This window comes from Phyllobacterium ifriqiyense, assembly GCF_030817885.1.
Lineage (GTDB): Bacteria > Pseudomonadota > Alphaproteobacteria > Rhizobiales > Rhizobiaceae > Phyllobacterium > Phyllobacterium ifriqiyense.
In genome coordinates this window covers 355,137-372,360 of sequence record NZ_JAUSZT010000003.1, presented here as the reverse complement: position 1 = coordinate 372,360, position 17,224 = coordinate 355,137, and the positions used below count along the sequence as shown (strand labels likewise).

The following is a 17,224-nucleotide window of genomic DNA, read 5'->3' as shown; positions in this document are numbered from 1 at the left end:
CGGAATACTTGCTTTGCGACCGGATAGGGCTACAACGCCACTTATATCGAACTGAGTGGTGATGTTGATGGACCCCAAAACCCGGAATGCGGCCATAGCGGCCGGTTGTATCATGCTCGGCTTTGGCATTGTCGCCTATCTGATGCCAAGCCTGATGCTGGCAATTGGCGATAAGTCGCCACTAGCCGCTGGTATTTTCGGTGTTATCTTTGTTCTGGGCTTTTTCGTCGTGTTCTGGCTTCGGGCCAGAAGCCAGCGCCGCAATAATAATCAATAGGACAGTGAAGCCGTCAGAAGCAGGCCGCCGGTCAAAACGATGAACAGCGCCCCGCCGATCTCGATAAAATTCTGAACCCGGCCCGAAAGCGCCGTTTCGCCAGATATGCGCAAGGCCACATTCTTGGCGGTGACGGCCAAGGTTGCGAGTATTGCGACCGTTATGAATGTGCCCAAGGCCATGGCGAAAACGGACAAAATTCCCCCAAGCACCAAGCCGTTCAATAGCGAGAACGTCAGAACGATCAGTGCGCCGGAACAGGGGCGCAAACCAACAGCAATGATGGCCGCCCAAGCGGTTTTCCAGTTGAAATCGCCGGAAATCATGGCCGGATCCGGGGCATGGCTATGGCCGCATGTCTCGCAGACATGACCTGCAGCATGGGAATGACCATGACTATGCGCATGGTGATCATGGTGCGTGTGGTCGTGATGCTCGTGACTGTGGTGAGCATGGTCATGATCATGATGTATGTGGCCCGCATGGGCATGAGCGGCATTTGCCGTGAAAAGCCGTGGCACCTTGCGCCAGAGCAATGACAGGCCGAAGGCCACGATCAGCGCGAAACTTGCCACTTCCATGACATGCGTCGCATCGTCCATGGACACAGTGGTGCCGCGAAGCACAAGAAAAGTCAGGCCAATGATGAAAACGGCTGTGAGAGCCTGCAACATGGACGAGGCGAAGGACAGGAAGACGCCGCGCTTCAGGGTCGTTTCATTGGCAACCATATAGGATGAAATGACAGCCTTGCCATGGCCGGGACCAACAGCGTGCAATATGCCGTAGAGAAAAGACAGGCCAACGAGGATCGAAGCTTGCCACGGATCCTCGCGCATGGCTTTGAGGGCTTTCGTCATGGCCAGATAAAAGGCGCGCTGTTGCATATTGATCCATAAGATGAATTCGGCAAACGGACCGGATGGCTTCATCGCAACTTCATTCATGCCGATGCCAAGCGAAGAGGTTTGCGCTAGAGCATGTCCGCCAAGGAGCGCGAGCGCGAGCAGTGCGCAAAGCCAGATCGATTTCCGCATCATTTATCCTTCTACCCTTGGGAGGGGCATTCTATTTCGAGCCTGGTGGCAAAGATTTTAGTCATGTCAGTGCCAGTGGGATCATTGAAAAAAGCATCGGTCAGCGTTCCCTGATTTTGCGCAATGGCCTCATCGGGGTTGGGGCGCACCACCTTCTGCTTACAGGCTGGCGGCAGTCCCGTCACATGCACATCCGCGTCGTTGACGTAATCGATGGCCGTGTAGAAGGTTGGATCATAGACGCCGAAACTGGTCTTTGTGCCAAGCTTCAGCGGATGTTTGGGGGTGCTCTCAAAGATGATCATCAACTGATTGTTCTGGAAATCGGCAATCAAATGCTTTGGCGCTGCCATGACGATCTTCTTGTCATTGAGCTGGACAGACTGAAAATAGTCGAACTCGGAAATCGAGGCATTGATCGTTTCAGCCAGAGCAGCCAATTCTGCTTCATCCAGCTTCAGATCACCATTCTTGTCGAACTCCACCAGAACGGTGCTGGAAAAGATATCGTCAAAACGCCAGACATGGCCAAGCTTTTGAACAGTTCCATCAGGATTGATCGTGATATCGAGGCGCGCTTCGGCAAAGACGTGCGGATGGACATAGGCAGGGGTGGCGAGGGTCATGCCCAAAGCCAGAGTTGCCATGAAGACCGCGAGTTTCTGCTGCATGAATTGCCCTTTATAGTTGTGATACAGGACATCCCGAACTTGGCAAAATTGGGACGATATAACATTAACAGCCCATCATTTCAGGCTTTGCGATTGTCCTTTTGGTCCTTGAACCATTTAGTCAGGTAATCGACAAGCACGCGCACCTTGGCAGGCAGATAGCGCCGATGCGGATAGACTGCATAAATACCGGCATCCCGCATGACGAACTCGTCAAGTACAGGCACGAGCCTGCCGCTTGCAACATCCGGCGCTGCGATAAAATCCGGAAGCATGACAAAGCCCAGCCCTGAAAGAGCGGCGCGGCGCGCGGCAAGCGGGCTATTGATCTCCAGGGGGCCGGACACCTGAACGGAAATGATCGGTCCGCTTTGATTATGAAACTGCCAGCTATTGCGCGAGCGATTATTGGTATCGACGATGCAAGGCAGGGCACTCAGCTGTTCGGGGCGCTGCGGTACACCCGTCTGTTCGATCAATGCAGGCGAGGCACAGGCGACGACACGGAAAGGAGCAATGCGCTTGGCGATCAGCGATGAGTCCTGCATGCGGGTAATACGGATGGCCAGGTCGAATCCTTCCTCGACCAGATCAACAAAGCGATCGTCAAGCCGAACATCGAGAGTGATTTCAGGCTGATCGGCGCAAAAATCGATGAGACATTGGCCAATATCGGCGTCGGCAAAGGTGCGCGGTGCCGAAATCTTGATCCGCCCCTTGATATCGCTGCTGGTGTCGCGAACCGTTTCCTTCAGGTTTTCGACATCGCGCAGAATTTCGCTAGCGCGCTGGTAATAGGTGTGGCCGGCTTCCGTCAGGGAAAATTGCCGCGTGGTGCGATTGAGAAGCAAAGCACCAAGCTCGTCTTCAAGTTCGCGTACATATTTGGACAAGAGTGCCTTGGAACGCCCGATCTTGCGGGCCGCCGCCGAGAACCCCTCCGCTTCCACGACATCAATATAGGCGCGCATGCGGGTGAGTGTGTCCATCAGTGTGCCTTTGATTGTAAAATGGTGCGGCCAAGGCGGATGAGCGCCATGTCACTGCCTTTCGGTCCAAGCAGCGAAAAGCCAAATGGCGCGCCGTGAACCTGACCAAGCGGCAAGGTGATCTGCGGAAAGCCCGAAAGGCCAGATATCATCAACAGGCGGAGCGCCTGTTCGCGATATGCCTGAATATCCCCAAAAGGCGTTGCAGCCAGTGGGGCTGCACCGGGTACGGTCGGCATAACCAAAACACCATCATCCTGAAGTAAATCTGCAAGCTCGCGGGTGAAAAGCGCCCTGCGCTTTACCTGAGCCTGATAGGTGTCCAGATCAATGGCGGCGGCATATTCGAACCGCTCTTTAACGCCGGGGCCGAGTCCGCGATTCTTCTCGGAAAGCCATGCTCCGTGCGCCGCCCAAGCCTCAAAGCCCTGAATCTGGCGGAAGCAGAGATAAAGATCATCCATGGATGCTGTTGATTGGCGGGCGGAACGGGCATGACCGAGATGGCCTGCGACCAATTTATACATTTGCCGGTAGGCGGCATCCTCCGCTTCGCCGACCAGAAGATGTTCCAGCAGCGGAATGAACAGCGGGCGCTTCAGCTTGAAGTCGCTTATGTCCTGACCAAGCAGGACATTGCCGACTTTCTCGTAAAGCTCGATATCACGGGCAAACCAGCCAAACGTATCGAGGGAGGGCGCCAATGGCATCGTGCCCTCCAGAGAGATGCGCCCATGGCTGATGCGCAAGCCTACCAGACCGCAAAAACTGGCAGGGGCACGGATGGAGCCGCCCGTATCCGTTCCGGTTGCGATGCTGGCCAATCCGCCTGCAACAGCTGACGCTGATCCTGATGATGAGCCGCCTGTGACGCGATCGGGCGCATTCGGGTTTATCGGGTGAGGATAATGGGCATTCTGGCCCATGAGCGAAAAGGCCAGTTCATCGGTCTGGGTCTTGCCGATAAATGTCGCTCCTGCATCGAGCAATTTCTGCACAGCTGGCGCGGTGGTTATGGCATTGGGTGATTCGGCCTGTTTTTGCCTATTTCCGCAACCAGTGGGCAGGCCGGCCACGTCAAATATGTCCTTGACCGCCAAAGTTTCACCACTCAAGGGACCATCGCCCGAGACAAGGTTAACAGACGGTAAATCCAAAAGAGCGTTAAGGGGCTTTGATATGGTCATCGTTCAAAGATTCTACGTGATTTTGCTCTGTTTGTTCAATGAATAAAAAACTTTGTCACAATCGATATTTGTCATTGATTGGACACATATTCCGCCTTATATCGCCCTTGCCCAAAGTCGCACGTGCCCATGGGTGTCCGCCGATCTTCATTATGGTGAGGAAACGGTATGGTACCTGGAACTAACCCCTCCAGTCAGCTTAGCAGCCAACTGCCAAAGTTGAGGACATCTGAAGCAACGACGGTGCGGGCCTAGTCGGTCTCTTTCGGCTGTCCAAAAGCCGAGAATTACTGAAGAGGCACACCTTCATTGCCGGTAGTGCGGATGGGAACATCCAAACCAAGGCAGACAAAGCGGATCGACGCCAGTTGGCGCAGGTCCACCGCCGCATGAACTTGTCCGTGTTTTCAGCATCTCCAAAGGCTGGCTTCGCGGGGGATGGATTCATGCACTTTGTCCTCAGCAGTTTCGATGGGCGCGGCCCGAGAAATTGCACTGCTTGAGCGGCCATACCAGCCGCTATGGAATTGGAGCATAACATGGCTACGCAGCGCATTATCGACTTCATCAATACCCGACGCCCGAACGGCCCTTGCATGGTGCTCGATCTTGATGTCGTGCGTGAAAATTTCCACAATTTCGAAATGGCCTTGCCAGAGTCGAAGATTTTCTATGCGGTGAAGGCAAATCCTGCGCCGGAAATTCTGCGCCTGCTCGCTTCGCTCGGTTCCAGCTTCGATACGGCATCGGTTGCCGAAGTCGAGATGGCGCTTGATGCGGGGGCAACTGCGGATCGTATTTCCTTTGGCAACACGATCAAGAAAGAGCGCGATATTGCCCGCGCCTTCGAACTCGGTATTCGCCTCTTTGCCGTTGATTGCGTCGAAGAAGTTGAGAAAGTCGCCCGTGCTGCGCCTGGCGCACGCGTGTTCTGCCGTGTCCTCACTGACGGTGCTGGCGCCGAATGGCCCCTGTCGCGCAAGTTTGGCTGTGTTCCTGCCATGGCGGTTGACGTGCTTCGCTCCGCCCAGCAGCTTGGCCTCGACAGCTATGGCGTGTCTTTCCATGTGGGTTCCCAGCAGACAGATCTTGCTGCATGGGATCGTGCGCTCGGCGATGCAAAGCAGGTATTTGACGCGCTTGCCAAGGAAGGCATTACACTGAAAATGGTCAATATGGGCGGTGGTTTCCCAACCCGTTACCTCAAGGATGTGCCAACTGCACAGGCCTATGGTCAGGCTATTTTCCAGGCGCTGAGCAAGCATTTCGGCAATCGTCTGCCTGAGACAATCATTGAGCCCGGTCGTGGCATGGTTGGCAATGCAGGCGTCATCAAGGCCGAGGTCGTGCTCGTGTCAAAGAAGGCCGCCAACGACAATGTACGCTGGGTTTACCTCGATATCGGCAAGTTCGGCGGTCTGGCCGAGACGATGGACGAGGCAATCCGCTATCAGATTACAACGCCGCGCGATGGCGATGTTTCCGAACCATGCGTTCTTGCTGGCCCAACCTGCGACAGTGCCGATGTGATGTATGAAAAGAACCCCTATCCGCTACCGATCTCGCTGACTATTGGCGACGAAGTGCTGATCGAGGGAACTGGCGCTTATACCACGACCTACTCGGCAGTTGCTTTCAATGGCTTTGAACCGCTCCGATCATACGTAATTTAAGGGCTGTTGCCCGGTGATGGACTGCTGTCCGGCTTCACGGCCGGACGGCGCTGACGCACCCTTATGATCGATTGGTCAAGACAATGAACGCAGTAGAATATATCGAACAAAATTTGCATCCGGATGGATTGCAGGCTTTCACTATCCGCAATGAAACCGCACAGGATGAACAAGCCCGTGAGGCCCTGCTCGACCGTGCCATGGGTGAGGGACGCCGCCGCAAGTCTTCTGAAAAACTGCGGCGCGGGCGCTTGCCTGCGCAAGGGCTGGCCTTTGTTGCACGCAGCAATGATGGCGCCTTGCTGGGAACAGTGCGGCTTTGGGACATTCAGGCCGGACATGATGCATCAGGAAAGTCCGTGCGCGCCTTGTTGCTGGGGCCATTGGCTGTCGAGCCGACGCTGAAGGGACACGGTATTGGTGCTGCATTGATGCGTCACGCGACAGCAGAAGCCGCACGCCTTGGCCATGGCGCGATTCTTCTGGTCGGCGATCCGGAATATTATGCACGTTTCGGATTTGACGGCACGAAGACAGCCGGTCTTGCAATGCCGGGCCCCGTTGAGCGCCATCGCTTTTTGGCGCTGGAGCTAAAGGCCGGACATCTGGACGGTGCGCATGGCCTGTTGACGCCAAAGGGCAAGCGCTCATCGGCTATCAGGATATTGCCGGTGGCTATGCGGTTTTCAAGGTAAACACCAATCCCGCTTATCTTCACTTGGTGGAATAAGCGGGGTTTTTACATTTGCAGCAAAACCCTGCGTGGTTCGCCCTTCTGAGCTAGCCGAAGGGCGAACCACGCACAAATGACAATGCCAGCGGGATTTACGATCCAAAAAACCGCTGAATCGCGGCGATCTCGCTCTGCTGGATTTCATGACCGCCCGTGTGCCAGGCAAGATCAGTTTCTACACCTTGCCCAATCAGATAATCGGCAAAATCCTGCGTCAATGAGGGCGGGCAGATAGGGTCACGCTGGCCTGCGGTGATCAGTACACGCTTGCCGGCAAGGCCGGGTTGAGCGTCTGGTTGCCAAGGGATAAGCGGGTGCATCAGCACAGCTTCGTTGAACAGGCCCGGATGTTTCAGCATGACGGAGGCAAGAATATTCGCGCCGTTGGAATAGCCAAGACCAATGGTCCTGGACGGCCGTGCTTCGATTTTCCGGGCACGGATGAAGTCCGCCATGGCATCCGTGCGCAAGGCAAGATCTTCCATGTCGTAAACGCCTTCGCCGGTTCGGCGGAAAAATCGCAATGCGCCATGTTCCGATACATTGCCGCGTGGTGAAATAATGCCGGCATCGGGCAGCAATTGCCGGCCGAAATCGAAAAACTGATTTTCATCGCCGCCGGTGCCATGAAAAACGAACAGCAGCGGCTGACCCTGCATTGCGGCAAGATGCGTGCGATTTTGATAGACGTCGGCTGACATTGTGGCCTTTCCGTCCGGCCCTTCTGCTGTCCGGATCGTTTGATGACTTTTATTGCCCCAATATGGGTGCTTGGCCAAGGAAAAGAAGGCCCGGCTATTGGATGGATTGTCTACTATTTGAAGACAGTGCGCCGCATTTGTCAGGTATTGGCTTTTATTGTCCGCTTTTCGTCCGGCACATGCGTATCACGCTGTTATATCTGGCGATAATCTCCTAATATTAACACATAGGAGAGTTCAAAAATGTCCGCAGACACAGCGCTCATCGTTATTGACGTACAAGAATCATTTCGCCAGCGTGGCTATTGGAATGAAGCAGAAGCACAACCCTTTATCGCAAACATCCAGCGATTGATTGATGGTGCTAAAGCCAAGGGCCTGCCCGTGGTACGGATTTTCCATGTGGATGGGGATGGTCCATTTGCCATGGAGTCGGGCTTTATCAAGCCTCTCGCTCCAGTTTCGTTCAGCGCCGATGCCGTTTTCAACAAATCCCGGCACAGCGCGCTAGTCGGTAGCGGGCTTGACGTTTGGTTGACCGAAAACGGCATCCGCAAAGTGTTGGTATCTGGAATCCGTACCGAGCAATGCTGTGAAACGACAACGCGCCATGCGTCAGATTTGGGTTACGAGGTGGAGTTTGTCTCCGAAGCAACGCTGACCTTTGCCATGACACATGCTGATGGCCGTACATTCAGCGCCGATGAGATCAAGGCCCGTACCGAACTGGTGCTCGCCGGGCGCTTTGCGCGAATTGTGACGGTTGACGAAGCATTGAGCGGAGTCCAACGCGCGATGGCCGCATGAGTGTAATGGAACCGAGAAATATCGATGTTCTGGTGGTGGTGCCCGCAAGGGCACTGCTGCTGGACATTGCCGGGCCGGTGGAAGTGTTGCGCAAGGCAAATTTCGAGCAGGACGTGGTGCGCTTTAATGTGCGCTATGTCGGCCCGCTGGCAAATGTAACTACATCCATCGGATTGACGATCAGCGGCATAGAGCCATTGCCCGGCAATGTCCCGGCGGATGCCATGATTATAATTTCGGGAGACGCGACAGAGCTGCTGGATACACCGGCTTCAGCCCATGCTGGAAGCGCAGGGCCATGGTGACACGGCGATTATCGACTGGCTTCGGACCCATGTCGGCGAGACACAGAAACTGGTGTCGATCTGCTCAGGTTCCTTGCTGGCGGGACGCGCGGGCCTGCTTGATGGATATGCCTGCACCACCCATTTCGGTTCGATCGAAGAATTGCGTGAAAATGTGCCGACAGCACGGATTTTTGACAACCGGCTTTATGTCGAAGATGGCAATCGTTACTCAAGTGCTGGGATTACGGCGGGCATTGATCTGATGCTCCATCTTGTCAGCCAGATTGCAGGGCCGGCATGTGCTGTGGCTGTTGCACGATATCTGGTGGTTTATCTGCGGCGCAGCGGCACTGATCCGCAATGGTCGCCCTGGCTTGACGGGCGCAATCACATCCATCCGGCAATCCACCGTGTTCAGGATAGGCTTGCCTCTGATCCGGCGCAGAATTGGACCTTGCAGTCGCTGTCTGACATTGCAGCCACAAGTCCACGCCACCTCTCACGCCTTTTTAACGAGCATACGGGAATGAGCATTCCCGACTATCTCAACCGCCTGCGGATTGCATTGGCGCGGGAGATATTGAGCAATACGCGGTTGGATATGGAAGGGGTGGCAGACCGCACCGGATTTGCATCGGCAAGGCAATTGCGCCGAGCTTGGGGGCGGATTCATGCCGCTCCGCCCAGCAGTGCAAGATTGCCGTGATGGCGCTTATTTACGCTTGCAGCATGGTTAGTGCGTGGTTCGACGAGGCTCACCATGAGGAAGGTAGTGGTTTGCAAGATTATCTTCTGGCCTTGCAGAAATAGCTCCCCGCAATACACAAATCTTCCCCATGGTGAGCTTGTCGAACCACGTACAACGCCAATGCAATCAAGTTAGCACACGTCGTTGTATCGAGCTTGATTAAGCATCAGACCAAGGCCCGTGGAAATCACCCTCTTCGCCAAGGCGTTTAAAGCCATGAGCGCCAAAGAAATCACGCTGCGCCTGAATGAGATTTGCTGTGCCGCGAGCCTGGCGGAATCCATCAAAATAGTTGAGAGCGGCAGAGAGTGCCGGAACTGGCAGACCTGCTAGCGAGGCTTCGGCAACGATCCTGCGCAAGGATTTCGAGCCTGACTGCATGCGCTCGACAAAGGCCGGTACAAGAAGGAGATTTGTGTCTTCGCTGCCTTCAAATGCCGCTGCAATCTGATCGAGGAACTGCGAGCGAATGATGCAGCCGGCGCGCCAGATACGGGCGGTCGTTGCAAGGGGGATGTTCCAGCCGCGCTCCTTCGATGCGCCTGCCATGACGTCAAAGCCTTGCGCATAGGCCGCAATCTTACCCGCAAGCAGACCCTGTTCGAGCGCGTCGATAAATGCCTGGCTGCCATCGGAGAGTTTGGCGGTGCCAAGATCGCCATAGGCCTTTGCCGCTTCGCTGCGCTGCTTGACCATGGACGAGATCGAACGGGCAGCAACAGCAGCCTCGATGCCGGTCGCAGGAATGCCGAGCATCTGCGCTTCGATAGCGGCCCAGCGGCCAGTGCCTTTCTGGCCTGCGCTGTCGAGAATGACATCGACGGCAGGCTTGCCAGTCTTCTTGTCACTGGCAAGCAGAACCTTGGCGGTGATTTCTATGAGATAGGAATTCAGCGGGCCTTCATTCCATTTTTGGAAAATCCTGCCAATGGCTTCGGAGGTGAGGCCAAGACCATCACGCAATACGCCGTAAACTTCGGCAATCATCTGCATATCGGCATATTCAATGCCATTATGGATCGTCTTGACGAAATGACCTGCTCCGTCAGGCCCAAGCAGGGCTGAACAGGATTCGCCTTCGTACTTGGCGGAAATTGCTGTCAGGACAGGCTCGATACGGGCATAGGATTCGGGCGTGCCGCCAACCATGATCGAAGGGCCATGGCGCGCGCCTTCTTCCCCACCGGAAACGCCCATGCCGACAAATGTCGGATCATTCGCCCCCAGTTCCGCTAGGCGGCGCACCGTATCGTGAAAATTCGCATTGCCAGCGTCGATGATGATGTCGTCCTTGGCAAGGAATGGTTTGAGCGCGGCAATCTGCTCGTCGACGGCCTCGCCGGCCTTCACCATGAGAATGATAGGACGCGGCGCGCGGATGTTTTTGGCCAGATCCTCAAGCGTCTCGCACGCGATGATCTTGTCCTGCAGCGCACCTGCTTCGGCGTAAAATTCATTTGTCTTGGCAACGGTTCTGTTGAAAACCGCAACGCGATAACCGTTCTCAGCGATGTTCAGCGCCAGATTGGCACCCATGACGCCGAGGCCGATCAATCCGATGTCAGCTTGCTGCATGATTTTGGTCCTTACACATTCAATAGGGGCATAATGCGATAATTTCATCCGGATGAATGGCACCGAGCCTTTTTCGAGTCCGGGACAGCATTAGTATATTAATGAGCGTTGGCGGCAATGGCATGGCCGGGAGAAAATCTAATTATCCCGCAATTGCTCTAGATCACGGATGCGATCGGCACTGCTTTGTTCAAGCTTGCGCGTGACTTCGGCAATCAGTGTTTCCGCAATGAGAAAGAGTGCGGCAGACGAATCCCAAGGGGAGGGAACGGCGGTTCGGCCAGCGATGACATGGCGGGCGAAACGCGCGATGGGAGAGAGCCATTGGTCGGTGACAAGCACGATTTCAACGCCGCGGGCCTGCGCCTTTTCTGCAAACCGCAACAGGCTATCCTGATAGCGGCGTATATCGAAAACCAGCAGCACATCCTTTTTGCCCATATCGATCAGCTGGTCACGCCAATGGCTTTCCTGCCCTGCCAGATGGGTGACGCCGGAGCGTACAATCTTGAGATGCGCGGCCATATAGGTTGCGATGGGATCGGTGAAGCGTCCGCCGAGGAGATAGAGACGGGCACGATTGCGGCTCAGCGCATCCGTTACGTCTCCAAGCTGTTGCGCTGAAAGGTGCTGGAATGTTTCGCGGATATTCTCAATGGCGGCTTCCATGAGCGGGAAGGTGGCCCCGTCCTTTGGCCGCTGGATGGTTGCAGCACGATTCCATGGCGACTGTACCTGTGCGGCGAGTTCCTCCTGCAGGGCGCTTTGGAACTCCGGATAGCTTTGGAAGCCGAGACGGGAGACGAAGCGCAAGATGGTCGGCGAGGATACACCTGCCTGACCGGAAAATTCAGCAACCGTTCTCAGGCCGATCAGCGGGTAATTTGCGATAAGCGTTTGAGCCGCCCTGCGTTCCGAGGCAGGCATCGCGTCTATCTTTTCTGCGATTAGCTCGGAAATGCTTGTGCTCATTTGGCTGTCTCCCCCGGTCCGAATTTTGAAACGTAAATTTCGGATTTGACAATTTTGATTGTTATGTATCAAATCATACGAGAGTGGAAATAAAAACATAAAATGTAACGTAAAGTACAGTTTGCCGAAAAGGGCAAAAATGGGCCGGACCATAGCGAGCGGTGCGCCGCAGGTAATGACAAAAGAATGGACTCCCGTTCGGATAACAAATCCGGATGGCGCGGGACCATGCATCATTCTTTGTGATCACGCCTCCAATTTTGTACCGGACGGTTTTGGCACGCTCGGCCTGAAGGATAGCGATCTTCAAAAACATATCGCCTGGGACCCCGGTGCATTAGGCGTGAGCGCCGTCATGAGCAGGTTGCTTGACGCGCCGCTGGTCGAGTCCTGCGTGTCGCGCCTGATCATTGATTGCAATCGTCCGCTGAATGCGCCTGATCTTGTGCCTTCGCTGAGCGAAGTGACGGTAATCCCAGCCAATGAAAATCTGAGCGAGGCAGCGCGACAGGAACGTATCAAACTTTCGCACAGGCCATATCATGCCGCCATTGAAGCGCTCGTCGAGAAGCGAAAGGCGGCGGGCAAGCCTGAGCCGGTATTTGTCGCAATCCATTCCTATACGCCGGTCTATCGCGGTGTCGAGCGGCCTTGGCATATCGGCATTATTCATGACGCGGACGAGCGCATTGCTGCGCCGCTTATTGCAGGCTTGCAGGCGCCGGGGCGTTACAACGTTGGAATCAACGAACCTTATTCACCGGCAGATCGCGTTTATTATACGCTGGAGCGACACGCTTCTGCCCATGGAATGCCGGCTGTAATGATCGAGATTCGCAACGATCTTGTGACGACAGCTCAAGAGGAGGAGGGCTGGGGGGAACTGCTTTCAGCTCTTTTGAATAATATAACAAAAGGCCTTTGATGGGCATTGCGGGGACGACAAACAAGGAATTCTAGAAACTGACGCTGCTATCGACGTTGCAACTCTTTCAATAATAACAGGGGAACGTGATGACACACCAGGACTACACAGACACAGACAAGCTGGAGGACGTAAAAGTTCTTCACGGAATGGGCTATGCCCAGGAGCTGGAACGGCGAATGAGCCGTTTCTCGAACTTTGCAATTTCTTTCTCGATTATCTGTATTCTATCCGGCGGTATCAATTCGCTGGCGCAGGCAACCTCCGGTGCGGGTGGCGCTGCAATCGGCATTGGCTGGCCCCTCGGCTGCCTTGTCTCAGCAGTGTTTGCCATTGCCATGGCGCAGATCAGCTCCGCATATCCGACGGCTGGCGGGCTTTATCACTGGGGCTCAATCCTCGGTAATCGCGGCACGGGCTGGCTCACCGCCTGGTTCAATCTGCTGGGTCTCATCACGGTGCTCGGCGCCATCAATGTCGGCACCTATTATTTCTTTATCGGGGCATTCGGCGAATATCTTGGTATTGCCGATTCGACGACTGTCCGCGTGGTATTTCTGGTAATTTTGACCGGCGCGCAGGCGCTGATCAACCATATGGGTATTGGTCTTACTGCCAAACTGACGGACTTTTCCGGTTATCTGATCTTTGTGACGGCCATTGCTCTTTCAGTCGTTTGTCTGGCCGTCGCTGATGGCTATGATTTTGCCCGTCTGTTTACATTCTCCAACTATTCCGGTGAAGCTGGTGGAAATGTGTGGCCAACGACGTCAAGCGCTTGGGTCTTTCTGCTCGGCCTGTTGCTGCCTATTTACACGATCACAGGCTATGATGCCTCGGCACATACATCGGAGGAAACCGTTCGTGCGGCGCATTCTGTGCCGCGGGGCATGATCTCATCCGTGCTCTGGTCGGCAGTTTTCGGCTACATCATGCTCTGCTCATTCGTATTGATGATTCCAAACATGGATGCAGCTGCGGCGCAGGGCTGGAATGTTTTCTTCTGGGCGATGAACGAGCAAGTCAATCCGCTGGTAAAGGACATTCTGTACTTCCTGATTTTCATCTGCCAGTTCCTTTGCGGACTTGCGACAGTGACCTCGGTTTCGCGCATGATCTTCGCTTTTGCCCGTGATCGGGGGCTTCCGGCATCAAAGGCGCTTTCCAAAGTCAGCCCAAAATATCGCACCCCGGTTTCCGCGATCTGGACGGGTTCAACCCTTGCCGTTCTCTTCGTCTGGGGATCCTCACTGGTGTCGATCGGCGAAACGCCGGTTTATACGATCGTGGTATCCTGCACGGTCATCTTCCTCTTCTTCTCATTCGCTATTCCAATTGCGCTGGGTCTGTTGGCCTGGGGCACGCCAAAATGGAACAAGATGGGGCCTTGGGATATGGGCGAAGGCAAGTTCAAGTTCTTTGCTGTGCTGTCGATATTGGCAATGGCTTTGATCTTCGTGCTCGGCATTCAACCGCCAAATGAATGGGCGCTTTACATCACTGTCGGCTTTTTGGTGGTTACGGCAATCGTATGGTTTGGCTTTGAACGCCGCCGCTTCCGTGGCCCTCCAATTGGCGACGAAGTAGCGCGCCGCTCGGCGGAAATTGCAGCTGCTGAACGCGCAGTCGGCGAAAAAGCCTGATTTCAACAAAGAGGCGACCGGCACCAAGCCGGTCGCCTCTTCTTTGACCCAGTTGACGTTTTTGAGGATGGACTATGCCCGGACATTGGAGTTTCGACGAACTGAAAAGCCGCGTAAGCAGCGGTGAAATCGATACAATTCTGGCCTGTTTCGTCGATATGCAGGGCCGATTGATAGGCAAGCGATTCCACGCGAGCTTCTTTGTTGAATCCGCACATGACGAGACGCATGGCTGCAACTATCTGCTCGCCAATGATATCGATATGGAGCCGGTTCCGGGCTATAAGGCGGCGAGCTGGAAACAGGGCTATGGCGATTTCGTCATCAAGCCTGACCTTACGACCATTCGCCATATTCCCTGGCTGGAAAAATGCGCGCTGGTATTGTGCGATATTCTCGATCACCATCATCACGAAGACCTTTCGCATTCGCCGCGCGCCATTCTCAAACGGCAGCTCGCCCGGCTGAAGGATCGCGGCTATCTGGCCTATTTCGCCTCGGAACTTGAGTTTTATCTTTTCGATGAGACTTATGAGAGCGCGAGAGCCAAGCACTGGAAGGGCATGACAACCGCATCGCCCTATATTCAGGACTATGTGATCCAGATGACCACCAAGGAAGACGCGGTAATGCGCGCCATCCGCAATGGCCTGTTTGATGCGGGTATTCCGGTTGAAAATTCCAAGGGCGAATGGGGTCCGGGTCAGGAAGAAATCAATGTGCGCTATGCCGAAGCGCTGGAAATGGCCGACCGCCATGTGGTTATGAAAAATGGCTGCAAGGAAATCGCCACCCAGATGGGCAAGGCGATCACCTTCATGGCGAAGTATGATTATTCGCTTGCCGGCAGTTCAAGCCACGTCCACAATTCATTGTGGAGCGCAGACGGCAAGACCCCGCTCTTCTATGATAAGAACGCGGAATATACGATGTCGCCTTTGATGCGCCAGTGGGTGGCGGGGCAGCTTAAATATGCCGATGATTTCACCTATTTCCTCGCGCCCTATATCAATTCCTATAAGCGGTTTCAGGCCGGTACATTCGCGCCGACGAAAAATGTCTGGAGCCTTGACAACCGCACGGCAGGTTTTCGCCTTTGCGGCGAAGGTTCCAAGGCTATCCGTATAGAGTGCCGCATTGGCGGGGCCGACCTCAACCCATATCTCGCTTTTGCAGGGTTGATTGCTTCCGGTCTTGCCGGCATTGATGAGAAGCTGGAACTCGCCAAGCCGTTTCAAGGGGATGCCTATGGCGGGGCAAAACTACGCGAAATCCCGAAAACCCTACGTGAAGCGACTGACACGCTGGCCCGCTCGAAAATGCTCAAGGAAGCTTTGGGTGAAGACGTCGTTGAACATTATGTTCACACGGCCAAATGGGAACAGTTTGAATATGATCGCCGCGTGACAGATTGGGAGTTGCATCGCGGCTTCGAACGGTATTGAAGAACTGAAAATAGAGAAATACCCCTCCCTGCTGCGATGCAGCCTGCCTTTGTGGGGAGGGGCTATAAAAACGAAAGCACGAGGTTTTGACATGGCCGAAACGGTCAAACTGATTACGCCCATTGATGGCACTGTTTATGCCGAACGCCCGATTGCCAGCGACAAGGCGATTGATGCGGCTGTTGAATCTGCCAAGCACGCACAAGGCCAATGGGCGCAAACCAGTATTGCCGAACGCGGGCGGTTTTGCCTTGCTGCGCTTGAGGCATTGCTGGCCATGAACGATGAAATCGTGCCGGAAATTGCATGGCAGATGGGCCGGCCAGTACGTTACGGTGGTGAAAAAGGCGGCGTTGAAGAACGTACGCGCTATATGGTCAAAATTGCCGAACAGGCGCTTGCGCCCATTTTGGAGAATGACAGGCCGGGTTTCCGTCGTTACATCAAGCATGTGCCGCTCGGCGTCGTCATGGTCATTGCGCCATGGAATTATCCCTATCTTACGGCGGTCAATACCATCATTCCTGCCCTGATGGCGGGCAACAGCGTCATTCTGAAACATGCGGCCCAGACCTTGCTGGTCGGAGAACGATTTGCGCAGGCTTTCGAAAAGGCAGGTCTGCCTAAGGGCGTATTTCAGAACATCGTGCTTGGTCATGCCCAGACAGAAAAGTTGCTTGGCTCCGGTCGCATTGACCACGTGAATTTCACGGGGTCAGTGGGTGGCGGACGCGCCATTGAAAAGGCGGCGGCAGGCACATTCATGACCTTGGGGCTGGAACTTGGCGGCAAGGACCCGGCCTATGTGTTGCCGGATGTTAATCTCGATCATGCGGTTGCCAATCTTGTTGACGGGGCATTTTTCAATTCCGGTCAATGTTGCTGCGGTATTGAGCGCATTTATGTGCATGAGAAGGTTTATGACCGTTTTGTCGACGGCTTCGTTGACCTGACCAAGCAATATGTTGTCGGTAACCCGCTGGAAGAGGCGACCACGATGGGCCCGATGGCGCAGACCCGCTTTGCCGAACTGATCCGTGAACAAAAGGCCGAAGCACTGCGCAAGGGCGCGAAAGCTCACGTGAACATGAATGTTGCCAATGACAAGGCTGGTTCTCCCTATCTTGCTCCCGAAGTGCTGACCAATGTCGATCATCAAATGAGCGTCATGCGCGAAGAAAGCTTTGGGCCAATCGTCGGCATCATGAAAGTGCGCAATGACGAGGAGGCCGTGGCCTTGATGAATGACAGCCCATACGGCCTGACTGCCTCGCTATGGACCACTGATACCGATCACGCGGCTTTGATCGGGGACCAAATTGAAACCGGCACTGTGTTCATGAACCGCTGCGATTATATCGATCCCGCGCTGGTCTGGACGGGTGTCAAAGACACGGGCAAGGGTGCGGCCATGTCAGCCATCGGATATGGCAATTTGACAAGACCAAAATCTTACCACCTGCGCGAAGAGATTTAACAAGCATTGGAATTGTGCGTGGTTCGACAAGCTCACCATGAGGGTCGTGAGTGGGCTACAATAGAACAAGGCAGAGT

General features: G+C 54.7%; 15 protein-coding genes and 1 pseudogene. 9 read left to right on the top strand and 7 right to left on the bottom strand.

Annotated features, from left to right (window positions below; genetic code table 11):
* Positions 1-67 precede the first annotated feature (67 nt).
* Positions 68-277: a hypothetical protein gene (locus QFZ34_RS09130; protein ID WP_115052271.1), complete on the top strand. Its 210-nt coding sequence runs from the start codon at positions 68-70 to the stop codon at positions 275-277.
* Here the strand turns inward: QFZ34_RS09130 and QFZ34_RS09125 are convergent.
* From QFZ34_RS09125 to QFZ34_RS09110, 4 genes are all read right to left on the bottom strand, one after another.
* Positions 271-1,314: a nickel/cobalt transporter gene (locus tag QFZ34_RS09125; protein WP_115052272.1), complete on the bottom strand. Its 1,044-nt coding sequence runs from the start codon at positions 1,312-1,314 to the stop codon at positions 271-273. The genes QFZ34_RS09130 and QFZ34_RS09125 overlap by 7 nt on opposite strands.
* A gap of 11 nt (positions 1,315-1,325) precedes the next feature.
* Positions 1,326-1,985 carry a DUF1007 family protein gene (locus tag QFZ34_RS09120; RefSeq protein WP_115052273.1) on the bottom strand — a complete coding sequence of 220 codons (660 nt, stop codon included), beginning with the start codon at positions 1,983-1,985 and terminating at the stop codon, positions 1,326-1,328.
* A gap of 80 nt (positions 1,986-2,065) precedes the next feature.
* The gene (locus QFZ34_RS09115; protein ID WP_307279884.1) at positions 2,066-2,974 is read right to left on the bottom strand and encodes a LysR family transcriptional regulator; all 909 of its coding nucleotides are present in this window, start codon (positions 2,972-2,974) and stop codon (positions 2,066-2,068) included.
* The gene (locus tag QFZ34_RS09110) at positions 2,974-4,161 is read right to left on the bottom strand and encodes an amidase (protein WP_115052275.1); all 1,188 of its coding nucleotides are present in this window, start codon (positions 4,159-4,161) and stop codon (positions 2,974-2,976) included. The genes QFZ34_RS09115 and QFZ34_RS09110 overlap by 1 nt, the downstream gene beginning before the upstream one ends.
* A 539-nt stretch (positions 4,162-4,700) precedes the next feature.
* On the opposite strand from QFZ34_RS09110, the gene odc2 reads away from it, so the two are divergent.
* Together odc2 and QFZ34_RS09100 are read left to right on the top strand one after the other, a co-directional pair.
* On the top strand, positions 4,701-5,834 hold the full coding sequence (gene odc2 / locus QFZ34_RS09105; protein WP_115052276.1) for an ornithine/lysine decarboxylase: 1,134 nt from the start codon (positions 4,701-4,703) through the stop codon (positions 5,832-5,834).
* 83 nt (positions 5,835-5,917) lie between these two features.
* Positions 5,918-6,529, top strand: coding sequence for a GNAT family N-acetyltransferase (locus QFZ34_RS09100; RefSeq protein WP_307279879.1), 612 nt, complete (start codon positions 5,918-5,920; stop codon positions 6,527-6,529).
* Positions 6,530-6,659: 130 nt separating this feature from the next.
* Here QFZ34_RS09100 and QFZ34_RS09095 read toward each other — a convergent pair whose 3' ends face one another.
* The gene (locus QFZ34_RS09095; RefSeq protein WP_307279876.1) at positions 6,660-7,268 is read right to left on the bottom strand and encodes an alpha/beta hydrolase; all 609 of its coding nucleotides are present in this window, start codon (positions 7,266-7,268) and stop codon (positions 6,660-6,662) included.
* A 243-nt stretch (positions 7,269-7,511) separates the two neighbouring features.
* Here QFZ34_RS09095 and QFZ34_RS09090 point away from each other — a divergent pair, with 243 nt between their 5' ends.
* Positions 7,512-8,075, top strand: coding sequence for an isochorismatase family protein (locus QFZ34_RS09090; protein ID WP_307279873.1), 564 nt, complete (start codon positions 7,512-7,514; stop codon positions 8,073-8,075).
* A pseudogene (locus QFZ34_RS09080) lies at positions 8,072-9,068 on the top strand (GlxA family transcriptional regulator). The gene QFZ34_RS09090 and the pseudogene QFZ34_RS09080 overlap by 4 nt, the downstream one beginning before the upstream one ends.
* 201 nt (positions 9,069-9,269) lie before the next feature.
* Here QFZ34_RS09080 and gnd read toward each other — a convergent pair.
* Together gnd and QFZ34_RS09070 are read right to left on the bottom strand one after the other, a co-directional pair.
* The gene (gene gnd / locus QFZ34_RS09075) at positions 9,270-10,685 is read right to left on the bottom strand and encodes an NADP-dependent phosphogluconate dehydrogenase (RefSeq protein ID WP_307279865.1); all 1,416 of its coding nucleotides are present in this window, start codon (positions 10,683-10,685) and stop codon (positions 9,270-9,272) included.
* Between the two features lie 138 nt (positions 10,686-10,823).
* Entirely contained in the window at positions 10,824-11,657 is an 834-nt protein-coding gene (locus QFZ34_RS09070) for a MurR/RpiR family transcriptional regulator (RefSeq protein WP_115052282.1), read from the bottom strand.
* 175 nt (positions 11,658-11,832) lie between these two features.
* Between QFZ34_RS09070 and QFZ34_RS09065 the strand changes: the two genes are divergently transcribed.
* From QFZ34_RS09065 to QFZ34_RS09050, 4 genes are all read left to right on the top strand, one after another.
* Complete coding sequence (locus tag QFZ34_RS09065) at positions 11,833-12,582, top strand: N-formylglutamate amidohydrolase (RefSeq protein WP_370878834.1); 750 nt, start codon at positions 11,833-11,835, stop codon at positions 12,580-12,582.
* Positions 12,583-12,671: 89 nt separating this feature from the next.
* Positions 12,672-14,225, top strand: coding sequence for an amino acid permease (locus tag QFZ34_RS09060; protein ID WP_115052283.1), 1,554 nt, complete (start codon positions 12,672-12,674; stop codon positions 14,223-14,225).
* A gap of 74 nt (positions 14,226-14,299) precedes the next feature.
* Complete coding sequence (locus tag QFZ34_RS09055; protein ID WP_307279855.1) at positions 14,300-15,670, top strand: glutamine synthetase family protein; 1,371 nt, start codon at positions 14,300-14,302, stop codon at positions 15,668-15,670.
* 91 nt (positions 15,671-15,761) lie between these two features.
* A complete protein-coding gene (locus tag QFZ34_RS09050; RefSeq protein WP_307279852.1) occupies positions 15,762-17,147 on the top strand; it encodes an aldehyde dehydrogenase family protein in 1,386 nt (461 codons plus the stop codon).
* Positions 17,148-17,224: the final 77 nt, after the last annotated feature.

What these genes read in the sequence shown, in the direction of transcription:
- QFZ34_RS09100 (WP_307279879.1), top strand. Translation starts at nt 5,918, where the DNA reads ATGAACGCAGTAGAATATATCGAACAAAATTTGCATCCGGATGGATTG.
- QFZ34_RS09095 (WP_307279876.1), bottom strand. Translation starts at nt 7,268, where the DNA reads ATGTCAGCCGACGTCTATCAAAATCGCACGCATCTTGCCGCAATGCAG.
- QFZ34_RS09125 (WP_115052272.1), bottom strand. Translation starts at nt 1,314, where the DNA reads ATGCGGAAATCGATCTGGCTTTGCGCACTGCTCGCGCTCGCGCTCCTT.
- QFZ34_RS09055 (WP_307279855.1), top strand. Translation starts at nt 14,300, where the DNA reads ATGCCCGGACATTGGAGTTTCGACGAACTGAAAAGCCGCGTAAGCAGC.
- QFZ34_RS09130 (WP_115052271.1), top strand. Translation starts at nt 68, where the DNA reads ATGGACCCCAAAACCCGGAATGCGGCCATAGCGGCCGGTTGTATCATG.
- QFZ34_RS09050 (WP_307279852.1), top strand. Translation starts at nt 15,762, where the DNA reads ATGGCCGAAACGGTCAAACTGATTACGCCCATTGATGGCACTGTTTAT.
- odc2 (WP_115052276.1), top strand. Translation starts at nt 4,701, where the DNA reads ATGGCTACGCAGCGCATTATCGACTTCATCAATACCCGACGCCCGAAC.
- QFZ34_RS09110 (WP_115052275.1), bottom strand. Translation starts at nt 4,161, where the DNA reads ATGACCATATCAAAGCCCCTTAACGCTCTTTTGGATTTACCGTCTGTT.
- QFZ34_RS09090 (WP_307279873.1), top strand. Translation starts at nt 7,512, where the DNA reads ATGTCCGCAGACACAGCGCTCATCGTTATTGACGTACAAGAATCATTT.
- QFZ34_RS09060 (WP_115052283.1), top strand. Translation starts at nt 12,672, where the DNA reads ATGACACACCAGGACTACACAGACACAGACAAGCTGGAGGACGTAAAA.
- gnd (WP_307279865.1), bottom strand. Translation starts at nt 10,685, where the DNA reads ATGCAGCAAGCTGACATCGGATTGATCGGCCTCGGCGTCATGGGTGCC.
- QFZ34_RS09120 (WP_115052273.1), bottom strand. Translation starts at nt 1,985, where the DNA reads ATGCAGCAGAAACTCGCGGTCTTCATGGCAACTCTGGCTTTGGGCATG.
- QFZ34_RS09065 (WP_370878834.1), top strand. Translation starts at nt 11,833, where the DNA reads ATGACAAAAGAATGGACTCCCGTTCGGATAACAAATCCGGATGGCGCG.
- QFZ34_RS09115 (WP_307279884.1), bottom strand. Translation starts at nt 2,974, where the DNA reads ATGGACACACTCACCCGCATGCGCGCCTATATTGATGTCGTGGAAGCG.
- QFZ34_RS09070 (WP_115052282.1), bottom strand. Translation starts at nt 11,657, where the DNA reads ATGAGCACAAGCATTTCCGAGCTAATCGCAGAAAAGATAGACGCGATG.